Raw genomic sequence first — 14914 nt, 5'->3', positions numbered from 1 at the left:
TACCAATGATCTTACTCCGCGCTTTAGTCGCCATTTTTGCAAGGTTTTATTGGTAAAAGCACTGTTAATGTTAGATTTCTGTTTCAAATCAAAATTTTTTTAAGTTTTCTTTTCTCTAACTGTTGTATCGGATATTGCTCAAAGGTATAAATGTCGTCATACCCCTTCGATTAACATGGATGACGATTATGTTTGAAAAAGTAGTTGCCGCTCCGGCTGACCCTATTCTTGGCTTAACTGAAGAGTTTAAACAAGATCCTCGAGCTGAAAAGATTAACCTGGGCGTTGGTATTTACAAAAACGAACTCGGTGAGACCCCGGTCCTCGCAACCGTTAAGAAAGCTGAAGCTGCACTGGTTGAAACAGAGAAAACCAAATCGTACCTGACGATCGAAGGCACGGCTGAATACGGTTTAGCAGTACAAAAACTACTCTTTGGTGCGGACGCCGAGATTGTTGCTACAAAACGGGCTAAAACTGCACAAGCACCTGGTGGTACCGGCGCATTACGCGTCGCTGGTGAGTTTATCAAGCGTCAATTGGGCGATGTGAAAATCTGGATCAGTAACCCGACCTGGGCTAACCATAACGGTGTATTTACTGCTGCCGGCCTGGAGACTAAGCAGTACAGCTATTACAACGCCGAAACAAAAGATAAAGACTTTGATGCGATGCTGGCCGATCTGCAAACGGCTGCTGAAGGCGACATTGTACTATTGCATGGCTGCTGCCATAACCCAACCGGTATCGACCCAACGGCAGAAGAGTGGGAAGTGTTAGCCAAACTGGTTGCCGAGAAAAAACTGCTGCCTCTGTTCGACTTTGCTTACCAGGGTTTTGCCAAAGGAGTAGAAGAAGACGCCGCAGGCCTGCGTACATTCGCGAAATACAACAAAGAGATCCTGGTGGCCAGTTCATTCTCAAAGAACTTTGGTTTGTACAACGAGCGTGTCGGTGCCTTTACGCTAGTGGCAGAGTCTGAGGAGATCGCTACCACCGCATTTTCACAAGTAAAAGCCATCATCCGCTCTATTTATTCCAACCCGCCAGCACACGGCAGCGCAGTGGTGACTCACATTCTAGGCAATGCCGAGTTGCGCGCTGAATGGGAAGCCGAAGTGGCAGAAATGCGTGACCGCATTCAGGAAATGCGCGAGCTGTTCGTCGCAACATTGAAAGAGCAAGGCGTAGCGGCTGATTTCAGCTTTATCGAACGTCAGAACGGCATGTTCTCATTCTCCGGCCTGAACAAAGATCAGGTTAACCGTCTCAAAGAAGAGTTCGGGATTTACATCGTCGGCTCGGGCCGTATCAGCGTCGCAGGCATGACAAAATCTAATATGCTGCCGCTGTGCAAAGGCATTGCAGCCGTCCTGTAACGGCTCTATACGGTAAAAAAACAAAAGGTCAGCATTTGCTGACCTTTTTGCTATACCAATCTGGATAAACCGGTGTTCAGATAATTGTGCAGGACAAATCGCTTAGCACAAGGCATAGAACTCCCGCACCTTAAAATACACCTAGTATAAGAACCTCAGACTGATCCCCGCTTCGTTAATATAGTTCGACTCAACATCTCGGTATTGATAATACACGCCGGTACCGATGACATCGTGCCACTGATAATTCAGCGCCAAGCGATAGTTGTCCTCATCGACCCAATCACTGCGGGTTAATTTGACTTCCGCCGTCGCAGTCAGGTTTTCTTTGATCAGATAGTGCACACCCAACTTGGCAGCCTGAAGAAACTCACTCTCAGAATAAATCGTTTTATCGTTACTGTCTGCTGTCGCTTTAGCTTTCAACGCGCCGATACTGTAGATACCGTAGATATCTAACTTATTATTAAGCGGGTAACGGTAACCGGCACCCAACAACAACCGGTCGACGCGCAAGGTAAAATCTTGCGGATGAATAAACTGCGCAGAATAATCAAGATTAAACATCCAGTTGTCCGTGAACAGGTAATTCCCGCCTAATGCAAGAGTGGTTGAGTTCGAATTCTCCAGCCATTCTTCATTGGTGGTGCCAACCCCTGCATCTAACTGTATGTACTCATAATCAAATGTCTTTGCCGGCGCTTTATCTGCAGCAAAACTGAGCAAAGGCATTACTATCAAAGGGGCTGTTAATAACAATCTCACCATTTTACGTCCTTCCATGAGTGTCACTTGAATCGTGCTTTAACAGCACAACAGGCTTTTTAAAAACTCAGCTTGCCTGCTCTTTAAATCTTAACCGAAAACACAGAAAAATACCGTGCCAGCTACGGGAATCTTATCATCAAGTTATAAAAACAGTGATCCGATAAGACTCTGTTTTAAAACTAAGTTATGATTACGCTATCATTTGTTCACCAAAAGGCACCCTGATGGATGCAGAACTTCTCGAGATTTGTAACTTCCTCGCCAAGTATCCCCCTTTCAATGAGCTACCAGAAGAAACCCTGAACAAGACGGCACAAAGTGTCGAGATTTCTTATTACCGCCAGGATACCCCGATCATTCATTTTGGCGACCATATCCACGATATGTACGTTGTCCGCAGCGGTGTAGTCGAAGTCTATCGACGCAAGGGAGAGCTTTATAACCGCTTGGATGAAGGCGACCTGTTTGGGCAAATGGGGTTGTTGACCAATAATAAAGTCCGTTTCCCGGTCAAGGCCATCGAAGATACCCTGCTCTACTGCATTCCGGAAGAGATGTTCCAGGAGCTATACGACAATTTTGACACCTTTGCTGATTTTGTCGAAGTAGAAAACAGTGCCCGTCTTCGCCAGGCAAACTTAGAAAACAGCGACGCCAACGACCTGACGACATCCAAAGTCAGAACCTTGCTGCACCGAGAAGTCCCGACGATCGACAAAGGCCAGAGCATTCAGGAAGCGGCGCAAAGAATGGCCCAGGATAATGTCTCATCACTGCTGATCGTCGACCCGGACAGCGAACCCGATGAAGACGGCCAGCCCTCCCCGGTGCTGGGCATCATCACCGATCGCGACTTGTGCACCCGGGTACTGGCGGAAGGGCTATCCCCCCAGGATGATGTCACCTCGGTGATGACCACGGAAGTGATCTCGCTTGATCACAACGCCTATGTCTACGAAGCCATGTTGACCATGCTGCGGTACAATGTCCACCACCTGCCGGTGGTCAAAAACCAACAACCGATTGGCATTATCGAAACCACCGATATCGTGCGTTACGAATCACAAAGCTCGCTCCTGTTGGTGAGCAGTATCTTCCAGCAACAGACCATCGAAGATTTAGCCACTGTGGCCGATGAAGTGAAGAGCAGCTTTGTCCGCTTGGTCAACGAAGATGCCAACTCACATATGGTTGGCAGTGCGATGTCGGTGATTGGGCGCAGTTTCAAGCAACGCATACTGGAGTTAGCCGAAGAAAAACTGGGCCCCCCTCCGGTGCCATACTGTTTCCTGGCGCTGGGTTCGATGGGAAGGGATGAGCAACTGCTGGTGACAGATCAGGACAACGCCATCATCCTTGACGAAACCTACAACCCCACCAAACATAACGCATACTTTGAAGCCATGGCCAAATTTGTCTGTGATGGACTCAATGCCTGCGGTTACAGGTACTGTACCGGGGACATCATGGCAACCAATCCAATTTGGCGTATGACCCGATCGGAGTGGGAAGCGTGCTTTGCTGACTGGATCGACGATCCCAATCCAAAAGCCTTATTAAATGCCTCAATTTTCTTCGATTTAGATGGTGTTTATGGCCGGCTAAAGTGGGCCGAGCAATTAACCAGTTTCATCGTCAGGCGCGCACGCAAAAACAACCGTTTTCTGGCCTGTTTAGCGCGTAATGCGCTAAACCGCACCCCACCACTCGGGTTCTTCAAAGACTTCGTGATGGAAAAAGACGGTCGTCACAATAACTCGATTAACATGAAACGACGCGGTACCGCCCCGCTGGTCGATTTGATCCGCGTTCATGCGCTTGCCGTGGGCTCAAGAGCACGAAATTCATTCGAACGCCTGGATGATATCATCGACGCCGGGATCCTGCCCAAAGGCCGGGCCCAGGACCTTAAAGATGCGCTGGAGTTTATTTCTATGGTGCGTATCCGCCACCAGGCATACGACGTCGAGTTGGGTATTGAACCAGACAACAACATTGAGCCGGAAAACCTGTCCGATTTTGAGCGCCGCAATCTGAAAGATGCTTTCCAGATCCTCAGCAATGGCCAAAATTTCTTGAAATTTCGCTATCAGGCCAACAACAAGTTTAAATAGGGGAAACCATGCTGAAAAAACTCTTTCACCCCCCGGCGATTCAATGGCCGGCCAAATTTGCCCAAAAACTGGAGCGGGTTGCCGATGAACGGCTCAAAGCTTTTTATAGCGAGCAACTGCCCGCCGCAAACACTCCGCTTACCGAGATTGAGTTTGTCGCACTGGATCTGGAAACGACCGGCCTGAAACCCGATAAAGATGACATTATTTCCATAGGACTGGTGCCGTTTAACCTCAACCGCATTTTCCTTAAACAGGCCCGACATTGGATCGTCAGGCCACAAAAACAACTTGGTGAAGAGTCAGTAATCATTCACGGTATTACCCACAGTGAGTTGGTCGATGCCCCCGACTTGTCTGATATTCTCACCGAACTGTTGCCCTGCCTGAGCGGTAAGATAGTCGTGGTGCATTACCGCCGGATAGAACGAGAATTCTTGGATAAGGCGCTGCGCTCACGGATTGGGGAGGGCATTGAGTTCCCCGTATTGGACACCCTTCAACTGGAAGAGAGAATCCAGAAGCAACTGACCGGCGGATTGTGGAACCGGCTTAAGGGTGTGAAACCCGCATCACTGCGGCTGGCACAGTCGCGGCGTCGCTACGGCCTCCCCGACTATACGCCGCACCACGCATTAACCGATGCCATCGCAACTGCGGAGCTGCTTCAGGCTCAGATAGCCCACCATTATGCTGCAGATATGCCTGTCGGTGATTTTTGGCTCTAAAATTTGCATTGAGACACCTCATCAGACAGTCATCAAAAAAAGGAGCCTTACGGCTCCTTTTTCGTCTTGCACATGTCAGCTGATCATAACTTGAATCGTTTGATCTCGTTTTCCAGCTCATGAGACAACTCTGACAGCTCCGCCGCTTGCTGCGCCGCATGCTGCGCTTCCGCAGACAACTCATTAGACACATCGCGAATACCTTCGGTATTGCGCGTGATCTCAGTGGTCACCGACGCCTGCTCTTCCGCAGCCGACGCGATCTGCGTCGCCATATCACTAATACGCTCAACCGCAGTGTGAATTTGAGTTAAGCTCACCGCCGCTGAGTTGGCGTCATCCACACTGGTGTCAGCCAGACGGCGGCTGTCGCCCATAATGCCGACCGCGTTCGCGGTGGTACCTTGCAGCAGTTCAATCGTTTCCTGAATCTCTTGGGTCGATGCATGTGTACGTTGGCTTAAAACACGCACCTCATCGGCAACCACCGCAAAACCGCGCCCTTGCTCACCGGCACGGGCTGCTTCAATTGCCGCATTCAGGGCCAGTAAGTTGGTCTGTTCAGCAATACCCTGAATCGTCGATAAGATCGTATTAATGCTGTTTCCATGCGCTTCCAGTTCTTGGATTACATCGGTTGCAACCTGAACTTCTTGTGCCAGGTTCTGAATAGAACCCTGGGTTTGAGTCACCTGACCGGAACCATGCACACATGCCTGTACCGCTTCTTCCGAGCTTTGTGCCGTACTATCTGCGTTGCCGGCAATTTCTTGTGTCGCCGCGGCCATCTCGTTCACCGCAGTCGCCACCATGTTGATTTCATCCTGTTGGTAAGAAATGCGCTGGCTACGCTCTTCGGCCTGCTGTGCTGTCTGACGTGCCTGTGCTGACAGTGACACCGATACGTCACTTAACCGCGACACCATACTGTGCATGTTACCGACAAACCGGTTGAAGTTTTCCGCCAGTTTACCCACTTCATCATCACTGCGCGGTTCCAGACGCTGAGTGAGATCGCCTTCACCCGATGCAATTTCTTCCAGCGCTTTCGATACCCGGCCCAAATCACGGAACAGGAAGTTCACCAACGCAGAAACTGCCGCCACGACCACTACAGTGATCAGCAGTGCGGTAAACAACATCTCACGCAGCAACTGGCTATGGCCCGCCTCTTCAGTTTCACGATCCATTTCGATGGCAAACATCCAGGAGGTACCCGGTACCGCACTGAAATAGAACAGCTTCTCTTCGCCATCAACATCGATACTCTCAATGCTGCCCGTGTTAGCCGCTTGCTTAATTGCGCTTGGCGATAGCTGGCCCAACACACTGGAAATCGGCTTAAGCGTCACATTCTTGTCCGGGTGTGCCAGGAAAGTCCCCATGTTCATATCAATCAGCATGGCATGGGCATTGTCACCGGCGTCCAGGCTGATCACATCATTAATCAGTTGATCAATCAGTACATCAGCGCCCACCACACCGACAAATTCCCCGCCCAGGTAAACCGGCTCAGCAATAGTGATCAATAAGGCGTTGGTGATCGCATCCTGATAAGCCTCGGTAATGATTTGCTTACCGGCTTTACGCGCTTCTTTGTACCACGGACGGGTACGAGGATCATAGCCAGCGCGGTTGCGCTCTGGATGGGAGCGGTACATCTCGCCTTTCGGCGTGCCTAAGAAAATATCGTCAAACCCACCCGCCTTACGGGCGTGCTGCAGGTAAGAGACCACATTTGATTCCAGGCTGTAGTCGTTAAATGAGCTGGCAATGTCTTTACGAATCGCCACCCAGTCAGCAATACCACCCGAGGCAGTAGTACTCAGGCTATGAGCACGGGCTTTGACACCAGAGTGAGTTTGATCAGCAAGTTGATCGGCAGATAACCAAGTCAGCGCAGCTGCCATTACCACCACTGCGGAAAGGCTGGCACCAATGAGCTTTTGTTTTAATGATAAGTTCATAATAATGCGATTAATTGCAAGAACAGTAAAAGTGACACGAGTTTACACCCTACTGGTGATTCTCGCACCATTATTTATACATGAATCAAAACAAATAACCATTTGTAATCCTTAAGGTTTATGGTGTTATTTTTTTGTCGCCCGTCAATAAAACGGCACAAAAAAGCCAGCTAGCTGCTGGCTTTGATTCAAACACTGCCCGGTCTGTTATGACCGATGACTAAGTTAACGCCGCTCGGTGGTCATCCCGAGGATCAGGCTGACACACATGGCCAGCAAAACAAAAGTGAACGGCAACGCGGTTGAAATTGCGCCGGCCTGCAGTGCCTGCACCGCTTCAGAGCCACCAATCCACAATAGGGCTACCGCAATTGCCCCTTCCATTACTGCCCAGAAAATCCGTTGCAGTACCGGGGCATCCACTTTACCACCAGCGGTAATGCTATCAATTACCAGCGAACCCGAGTCCGATGAGGTAATAAAGAACACCAACACCAGTACCACCGCGATGATCGACAGCAGCGAGCCAAACGGCAACACATCAAACATCTGGAACATCGCCAGCGACACATCAGTTAAGCCCTTAGCGCCCAGCTCACCCACTTGGTTGATAACCTGTTCAATCGCCAGGCCACCAAACACCGACATCCAAACGACAGTAACCACGGTTGGTACAATCAATACCGCAGTAATGAACTCACGTACCGTACGGCCACGAGACACACGCGCAATGAACATACCGACAAATGGTGACCAGGAGATCCACCACGCCCAGTAGAACACCGTCCAGCCCTGGAACCACGCTTCGTCTTCACGGCCAAACGGATTACTCAGTGGCAGGATGTTCTCTGCGTACGCCATCAGCGTGGTCGGAATAGAACCTAAACTTGCCGCCCAGCCAATCAGGCCAACTAAGATTAGCAACAAAAAGGCGATGATCATGTTGATGTTACTGATGACTTTTACCCCACCATCAATACCGCGAACAACAGAGACCACGGCCAACAGGGTGACGATGGTGATCACCACCACCTGCAGGCCTAACCCCGGCTCTAACCCGAATACATGATGGATACCACTGGCTGCCTGCTGCGCTCCCAGACCCAGCGAGGTCGCCAGACCGAACAGGGTCGCCAGTACCGCTAAAATATCAACGATATGTCCTGCCCAGCCCCATGCCCGGTCACCTAACAGCGGGTAAAAAATAGAGCGCATGGAAAGAGGCAGGCCCTTATTGTAAGTAAAGAAAGCCAGAGAGAGCGCTACCACGCCGTAAATCGCCCATGGGTGCAATCCCCAGTGGAACATGGTTGCGCCCAATGCCAGCGTCGCCGCTTCCGGCGAGTTCGGCTCAACGTTTAACGGCGTCTCATACCAACCGGTAAAGTACGCGACCGGCTCTGCCACGCTCCAGAACATCAGACCGATTCCCATCCCTGCGGCGAACAGCATGGCTAGCCAGGACATAAAAGAATAATCTGCAACGGCATCACTGCCGCCAAGCCGGATCTTACCCAATGGGGAGACAATCAATACCAGGCAGAAGATCACAAAGATGTTACCTGCAATGATAAACAGCCAGTCAAAAGACCCGATGATCTGCCATTTCACCCCATCCAGGACCGTCTTGGCAGTATGGGCGTCCAACACGAGTGCGGCGACCAGAAATAGCGCGATCAAGCCGGCACTGATACCAAAAACCGGGTTATGAACATCAAAGCCCCATTTTTGCACATTGTCCTGACCGACCGTATAGTCGGTACTGTCAATACTGTACTTATCTATACCTTTCGTCATTTTTCCTCTCTTTCGTATCCAAAACCTGAGCACAAAATCACAACTACTTTGAACACGATGAATTTTATTTCCATAAAGGTTGAAGATCCTAACATTTGCGGTCAGTTTGTCTAGATTTGATTGGCATAATCCAACGACTTACAGCACATGGCGCTCATTTAACCCACAGACGAACACCCGGCGCAATCTTTCGACCACAAACCATTATTACTAAAAATAAATCATAGCAGTCAAAATCGCACCCCATCCCTGCGAATTATTATATGAAAAACATCAAAATTATTTTGAGAACAATGGGGGTTATGCTGGCAAAACTCTTTTCATAGCCAGCGATTTACGTTAGTGTCGCGCAATAACAGCTTCCCCCATTTAACTGGATTGAGAAATTGGAAAAATACGAAGAAGTTTTGGTCTCGATTCGCCAAATTATCCGGGCTATCGATTTACACTCGAAGAAATTAAGTAAGGAATCCGGGCTGACCGCGCCGCAGTTGATTCTGATGCGTGCGATCGAAGAAAACAGCAATGTGACCATCAAGCAGTTATCGACGCAGACCAATATGAGTCAGGCCACAGCCACCACGATTCTCGACCGGCTGGAGCGTAATCAGTTGGCCGAACGACGCCGCAGTGTCGAAGATAAACGTAAAGTGCACGCTCACCTGACAGAAAAAGGCAAAGCGGCACTTGCCCAAGCCCCTACGCCATTACAGGAACACTTTATTAACCGCTTCCAGAAGCTCGAAGAGTGGGAGCAGAGCTTGCTGCTGTCTTCGGTACAGAGAATATCCAGCATGATGAACGCCGAAGAGTTCGATGTTGCGCCAATGCTGGAAATCGGTAGCATCACCAAGTCTGAATAACACCAGCGCCGAGTGAGTGTGCCAGCTCCTCTCCTCCGGAGGTTTAAGTCGCCCTCACTCTTTTATTCAATCAACCCCACTTCCAGTGCATACTTAGCTAACTCTGCCGTAGAATGCAGATCTAACTTGTGCTTAATATTATGACGATGAGTCTCTACCGTGCGATAACTAATATCCAGCAGCGTGGCAATTTTCTTACTGCTGTGCCCCTGAGCCACCAGCTTTAGCACTGAGGCTTCGCGGCGACTAAGCGGGTTTGGTTTTTGCGCCACAGGAACCACCTCTTGAGTAAACAAGGTTTGCGTGACGGATTCGCAAAAATAAGTAGACCCCTGATTCACCGTTTTGATCGCCTGAACCATCTTATCCGCCGAAATCTCTTTTAGCATATAGCCGACTGCACCGGCCTGCATCACTTTCATGATGTACTCTCGGTTATCATGCATCGTCAGCATCAGGATTTTACTGCTCGGCCGCTCTTCTTTGATCACGCTGGTGGCGTCGATGCCGTTCATGACAGGCATACTGATATCCATCAAAATCACATCCGGATCGAGTTGCTTCACCACATTAATTGCTTCCAGACCATTACTTGCGGTTCCTACGACTTCAATATTCGCTTCCAGTTCCAGCCGGGCCAAAAATCCATCCAGTACCACCTGATGATCATCAACCACCACCACCCTAATTGGCTTGTCCATAATTTAATCCATCTAAATTCAACAACACGGTGATCTCTGTCCCCAGACCCGGTTCACTCATCAGTTCAAACTCCCCGCCGATGAATTCGACCCTTTCGCGCATGTTGCGTAACCCAATCCCCTGCCGATGAAGGGAATGGTCGGCCTGGAACCCCATGCCATCATCACGTATCAACAATTGCAGCATATGACCCATTTTTTGCAAAATTACCGTAACTTTTTCTGCTTCTGCATGTTTCTCAATATTGTTGAGCGACTCTTGCGCAACCCGATACAACGTGGTTGCGACTTCCGACTTGAGCTTGTGCTGTTGGGTATCAAAATGGCTATCAATCTCGATCCCGGAATGCGAGTGAAAGTCCTGCAGTAAAGTGCTAAGTGCCGCTTCAAGGCCAATGTCATCCAGCGCACTCGGGCGCAGTTGATGGGAGATATGCCGCACTTCGTTAATCGCAGTCAACAGTGAGCGTTGGGATTTTTCCAGATGGGATTTCAGGTTAGGGTCGTGCAATCGATGGCTCATTAGGTCTAAATGACATTTGCTCGACACCAACAGTTGATTGATCCCATCGTGCAGTTCGCGTGCCAGGTGCTTTTTCTCATCCTCCTGAAACATAACGGTTTTATAAGCCAGCTCTTTGAGGTTTTTATCCGCCAGACGGTGTTCGTGCAAGTTGATCGCCAACGTCAGTACGATGATCACCGCGACTGTCACCACCAAAATCACCACTACCGTAAAAAAAGTGGTTTCTATGTTTTGATTAACTGCAGCGCGCATATTAGCGACTTCATGGTGCACATCTTCGATATACAGCCCGGTACCGATCATCCACTCCCAGCGATCCAGCCAGGCGGCATAGCTCAGTTTAGGTACTACATCACCGGTCGATGGTTTTTGCCACAAATACTGATGAAAGCCCCCCCCTGACTGCGCTTGGTACAGCAGTGCTTCAATCAGATGATCGTCATTTTCATCCTGCAAATGTAACAGGTTCTGCCCCACCAGTTGCGGCAGAATTGGATGAACCAGGTTGGTACCATGTTTGTCGTAGGCAAAAAAGTAGCCGTCCGCGCCGTAGCGTAAGCGCGACAGAATACCTTTAACCTCAGCCTGAGCTGCCTGTTGATCCAGACTGGTATCGTTGTAAATGTGCGAGATGGCATCAAACGCCAGTTCAACCGTATCCTTGAGCGCGTGTTCTTTCGATTGGATCAGGCTCTGACGAAAAATCTCAACCTCCCGCTGGCCGAGCGTTTTCGCCTGATAGATCGAAATCCAGCTGATGCTGGCAGTGACGAGCAACAACGGAACCAGAGTAAGCAAAATCAGTTTAGCTTTAAGAGGCATACTCCCTCCATTAAAAAAACTGCTTATCCGGCAGAATAAGCAGTTTTACTCTAACAATTTGTTATCAAAGGGTGAAACGATTAAGTCACACTTTACCGGACTGGTCAGCCCATGCCGTAAAATGCCGGGAACAGCAGCAATGAAGCCAGTACCACTATCTGGATGGCAATAAAGGGCATCACTCCACGATAAATATCTGATGTGGTCACCCCCTTGGGTGCTACACCTTTGAGATAAAACAGGCTAAAACCAAAAGGTGGCGTCAGGAACGAGGTTTGCAGGTTCATGGCGATCAGAATCGCAAACCAGGTCATGTTTATCCCCAGCAGCTCGGCGACCGGTGCAATAATGGGGACAATAATGAAGCAGATTTCCACAAAGTCGATGAAGAACCCCAGGATCAGGATGACAACCATGGTGATGATCAAAAAGCCCCATTTCTCACCCGGGATCTGTAGCATCCACTCTTCAACCAGATAATCCCCGCCAGTATAAGTAAACGCCATGGAAAAGGCAGTCGCGCCGAGCAGAATGGCAAACACCATTGCGGTCACTTTGACGGTCTCTTTGGCCGAGTCGTAAACCATAGCCCAGCTGAACTGCCGGTAAAGTAGCGACAACACAATCGCGCCGGCCCCGCCTAACGCAGCTGACTCGGTTGGTGTCGCAACCCCGGCGAAGATAGAACCCAGCACAACAATGATCAGAGCCAGTGGTGGAATGACCGCTTTGAGCGCCTTCAGTACCTCTTGCCTGCGGCTGATGGACATATCACGCTCCAGCGCCTGCGCGGCGTCAGGGTTCAGCTTAGCGTAGATTAAAATATACACCACATAGGCACCAACCAGCATCAGTCCCGGCCAGATCGCCGCCTGAAATAAATCCCCCACCGGGACACCCAACACATCTCCGAGCAAAATCAGCACAATGGAGGGCGGAATGATCTGCCCCAGCGTCCCGGACGCGCATATCGTGCCGCACGCCAGGCCTTTGTTATAGTTGTACTTGAGCATCACCGGTAACGAAATAAGCCCCATCGCCACCACCGAGGCGCCTACCACTCCGGTCGATGCCGCCAGAAGCGCCCCGACCAGAACGGTAGAAATCGCGATTCCGCCGCGAACTCCGCCAAACAATCTTCCCATCGACTCGAGTAGCTGCTCTGCCAAACGAGTTTTTTGCAATACCAGCCCCATGAAGACAAACAGTGGTACCGCCATCAACACGGTGTTTTCCATGATCGACTGGATACGGTAAGGCATGAAAGCAAACATCTCGATGCCCTCCGCCCATACGCCGAAGATCAGCGCAATCCCGCCAAAGGTAAACGCCACCGGAAACCCCAACAGCAGTGCAAATAAAGCAACAAAAAACATTACAATACCGATCATGACAACTTCCCTTTACGACTGGCGGCTACTACCGGCATAGATGAGATGAGGATTCACAATTTTATTAACCGAATGAAGCAGTAATCCGATACCACTCACGGCCATAAACAAAAATGAGAGCGGAATAATGCCTTTAATGATCCAGCGGTAAGGTAAGCCGCCGGGATCTCCTGACGTCTCCCCCAGTGCGTAGCTCTCTTTGGCAAAATCCAGCCCAAACCACGCCACCAGCAGACAAAAAGGAAACAAGAAAATCAGGGTACCGAGAATATCGATGATCGATTGCGCTTTGTAGGACAGCCGCTCGTAAAAGATATCTACCCGCACGTGGCCGCCCGCTTTAATCGCGTACGGCACGCCTAACAGGAATACAGCGGAAAACAGATGCCACTCCAGTTCCTGGAACGCGATTGAAACATCATTAAACACGTATCGCATAATGACGTCATACACCACATTGGCGAGTAGCAGGATAAATAACACACTGGACAGCCAACCAAGAAAGTCACCAAAACGATTGAACATTCGTTCGATATAAATAAGGCTTCTCATGCCGAACTCCATGGAACATTTGTACGGCTCCGCCTGTTGGCGGAGCCATTTTTATTTACTTCTCAGGTGAGAAGTTTTCCTGGGCTTCATGACCCGGCTTAGTACTGCAAGCCGGAGGGTAGAAGTCGTTACTGGGCCTGGCTGTTTAAGTAAGCCCGGTGCGAGATATCAGACCATGGACGTACCTGCTTGAGGTAATCAGCCTGAGACTGTTGGATCTCTTTGGTAAGGGCGTCTTTACTCGCATGATCTTTCAGCAGCTTATCGTTCGCCTGACGCAGTGCATCAATCACTGACGGTGGGAAATCTTTAACCTGAACGTTCGGATATTCAGACTTGATCGACGCCCAGTTTTTACCACTTTCATGCTTGGACTGGGTATACATGTCATACGCTGCCGTTTTCATCGCCACTTTGAGGATCGCTTTCAGATCATCAGGCAAGCGCTTCCAGGTGCGTTGGTTAACCAAAAACTGCAGTTCAGTGGCTGGCTCATGCCACCCGGTGTAGTAATACGGTGCAATCTTGTGGAAGCCCATGCGCAGATCCAGAGAGGGACCGACCCACTCCAGGGCATCAATCGTGCGACGTTCCAGAGAGGTGTACAGTTCACCCGGAGCTATATTGGTTGGCTTGGCACCAAGTTCTGCGAGGATTTCACCAGCGAAGCCCGGTATGCGCATCTTCAGGCCTTGCAGGTCATCCACAGAGTTGATCTCTTTCTGGAACCAGCCGCCCATCTGAGTATCAGTATTACCGCCGGGGAAAGACAGCAGATTGTGCGGTGAGTAAACTTTCTCCATCAACTCCATGCCGCCACCGTAATAGAACCAAGCGTACTGCTCTGTCGGCAGCATTCCAAACGGCATTGACGTAAAGTAGAGTGTGTTCGGTACTTTGCCTTTCCAGTAATAAGACGCCGAATGGCCCATGTCATACTGACCGGATTTCACCATATCAAACACACCAAAAGGCGCTTTATGTTTGTTGGCAGAATCGATTCGGATCTGTAAACGACCGTTAGACATTTCTTCCGCCATTTTAGCCATGTTTTTGGTCGCATCGCCAAATATGGGGAAATTGGGCCCCCAGGTTTCTGCCAGTTTCAAGCGGTACACTTTTTCAGCCGCGTTAGCCGAAGTTGCTGCCAGTGCCAGAGCCGCAGCCATGGCTGTGGTTTTAAGTACTCGCTTCAGAGATTGTTGGATTAGACTCATCGTTCACGTCCTTTGTAACCGAAAGTTATATGGGGAGTAATTATTGTTACGGATTCGGAGTAAAGATGATGCATGGCACCCGATTAGGA

12 protein-coding genes are annotated in these 14914 nt (G+C 49.8%); 4 read left to right on the top strand and 8 right to left on the bottom strand.

Annotated features, from left to right (window positions below):
• Positions 1-188 precede the first annotated feature (188 nt).
• Positions 189-1379 carry an amino acid aminotransferase gene (locus P2G85_RS11570; RefSeq protein ID WP_275864232.1) on the top strand — a complete coding sequence of 397 codons (1191 nt, stop codon included), beginning with the start codon at positions 189-191 and terminating at the stop codon, positions 1377-1379.
• Between the two features lie 141 nt (positions 1380-1520).
• Here the strand turns inward: P2G85_RS11570 and P2G85_RS11565 are convergent, their stop codons facing one another.
• Positions 1521-2147, bottom strand: a complete 627-nt coding sequence (locus P2G85_RS11565) for an outer membrane beta-barrel protein (RefSeq protein WP_275864272.1) — start codon at positions 2145-2147, stop codon at positions 1521-1523.
• Positions 2148-2371: 224 nt separating this feature from the next.
• On the opposite strand from P2G85_RS11565, the gene P2G85_RS11560 reads away from it, so the two are divergent.
• Both P2G85_RS11560 and P2G85_RS11555 read left to right on the top strand, forming a co-directional pair.
• The gene (locus tag P2G85_RS11560; RefSeq protein WP_275864231.1) at positions 2372-4261 is read left to right on the top strand and encodes a DUF294 nucleotidyltransferase-like domain-containing protein; all 1890 of its coding nucleotides are present in this window, start codon (positions 2372-2374) and stop codon (positions 4259-4261) included.
• Between the two features lie 8 nt (positions 4262-4269).
• Complete coding sequence (locus P2G85_RS11555; RefSeq protein WP_275864230.1) at positions 4270-4989, top strand: 3'-5' exonuclease; 720 nt, start codon at positions 4270-4272, stop codon at positions 4987-4989.
• A gap of 83 nt (positions 4990-5072) precedes the next feature.
• On the opposite strand, the gene P2G85_RS11550 is transcribed toward P2G85_RS11555, so the two are convergent.
• Complete coding sequence (locus P2G85_RS11550; RefSeq protein WP_275864229.1) at positions 5073-6956, bottom strand: methyl-accepting chemotaxis protein; 1884 nt, start codon at positions 6954-6956, stop codon at positions 5073-5075.
• Positions 6957-7181: 225 nt separating this feature from the next.
• Positions 7182-8753, bottom strand: coding sequence for a BCCT family transporter (locus P2G85_RS11545; RefSeq protein WP_275864228.1), 1572 nt, complete (start codon positions 8751-8753; stop codon positions 7182-7184).
• A 386-nt stretch (positions 8754-9139) separates the two neighbouring features.
• On the opposite strand from P2G85_RS11545, the gene P2G85_RS11540 reads away from it, so the two are divergent.
• Positions 9140-9616 (top strand): MarR family transcriptional regulator, encoded by a 477-nt coding sequence (locus tag P2G85_RS11540; protein ID WP_275864227.1) that lies wholly within the window; start codon positions 9140-9142, stop codon positions 9614-9616.
• Positions 9617-9678: 62 nt separating this feature from the next.
• On the opposite strand, the gene P2G85_RS11535 is transcribed toward P2G85_RS11540, so the two are convergent.
• The 5 genes from P2G85_RS11535 to P2G85_RS11515 all read right to left on the bottom strand — a co-directional run bounded on the left by P2G85_RS11535 (position 9679) and on the right by P2G85_RS11515 (position 14825).
• Entirely contained in the window at positions 9679-10317 is a 639-nt protein-coding gene (locus P2G85_RS11535; protein WP_275864226.1) for a response regulator transcription factor, read from the bottom strand.
• Entirely contained in the window at positions 10301-11665 is a 1365-nt protein-coding gene (locus P2G85_RS11530; RefSeq protein WP_275864225.1) for a cache domain-containing protein, read from the bottom strand. Before P2G85_RS11530 ends, P2G85_RS11535 begins: the two co-directional genes overlap by 17 nt.
• Positions 11666-11769: 104 nt before the next feature.
• Positions 11770-13056 (bottom strand): TRAP transporter large permease subunit, encoded by a 1287-nt coding sequence (locus P2G85_RS11525; RefSeq protein ID WP_275864224.1) that lies wholly within the window; start codon positions 13054-13056, stop codon positions 11770-11772.
• A 12-nt stretch (positions 13057-13068) separates the two neighbouring features.
• The gene (locus P2G85_RS11520; RefSeq protein WP_275864223.1) at positions 13069-13608 is read right to left on the bottom strand and encodes a TRAP transporter small permease subunit; all 540 of its coding nucleotides are present in this window, start codon (positions 13606-13608) and stop codon (positions 13069-13071) included.
• A gap of 128 nt (positions 13609-13736) precedes the next feature.
• A complete protein-coding gene (locus P2G85_RS11515; RefSeq protein WP_275864222.1) occupies positions 13737-14825 on the bottom strand; it encodes a TRAP transporter substrate-binding protein in 1089 nt (362 codons plus the stop codon).
• Positions 14826-14914 lie beyond the last annotated feature (89 nt).

It is taken from the genome of Vibrio sp. CAU 1672 (assembly GCF_029223195.1).
GTDB lineage: Bacteria > Pseudomonadota > Gammaproteobacteria > Enterobacterales > Vibrionaceae > Vibrio.
The sequence above is the reverse complement of the archived record's forward strand: the minus strand, read 5'-3'. Positions and strand labels throughout refer to the sequence as shown.

Coding starts and splice junctions, on each gene's coding strand:
- P2G85_RS11545 (WP_275864228.1), bottom strand. CDS start 8,753: ATGACGAAAGGTATAGATAAGTACAGTATTGACAGTACCGACTATACG.
- P2G85_RS11560 (WP_275864231.1), top strand. CDS start 2,372: ATGGATGCAGAACTTCTCGAGATTTGTAACTTCCTCGCCAAGTATCCC.
- P2G85_RS11550 (WP_275864229.1), bottom strand. CDS start 6,956: ATGAACTTATCATTAAAACAAAAGCTCATTGGTGCCAGCCTTTCCGCA.
- P2G85_RS11525 (WP_275864224.1), bottom strand. CDS start 13,056: ATGATCGGTATTGTAATGTTTTTTGTTGCTTTATTTGCACTGCTGTTG.
- P2G85_RS11535 (WP_275864226.1), bottom strand. CDS start 10,317: ATGGACAAGCCAATTAGGGTGGTGGTGGTTGATGATCATCAGGTGGTA.
- P2G85_RS11520 (WP_275864223.1), bottom strand. CDS start 13,608: ATGAGAAGCCTTATTTATATCGAACGAATGTTCAATCGTTTTGGTGAC.
- P2G85_RS11515 (WP_275864222.1), bottom strand. CDS start 14,825: ATGAGTCTAATCCAACAATCTCTGAAGCGAGTACTTAAAACCACAGCC.
- P2G85_RS11555 (WP_275864230.1), top strand. CDS start 4,270: ATGCTGAAAAAACTCTTTCACCCCCCGGCGATTCAATGGCCGGCCAAA.
- P2G85_RS11570 (WP_275864232.1), top strand. CDS start 189: ATGTTTGAAAAAGTAGTTGCCGCTCCGGCTGACCCTATTCTTGGCTTA.
- P2G85_RS11530 (WP_275864225.1), bottom strand. CDS start 11,665: ATGCCTCTTAAAGCTAAACTGATTTTGCTTACTCTGGTTCCGTTGTTG.
- P2G85_RS11565 (WP_275864272.1), bottom strand. CDS start 2,147: ATGGTGAGATTGTTATTAACAGCCCCTTTGATAGTAATGCCTTTGCTC.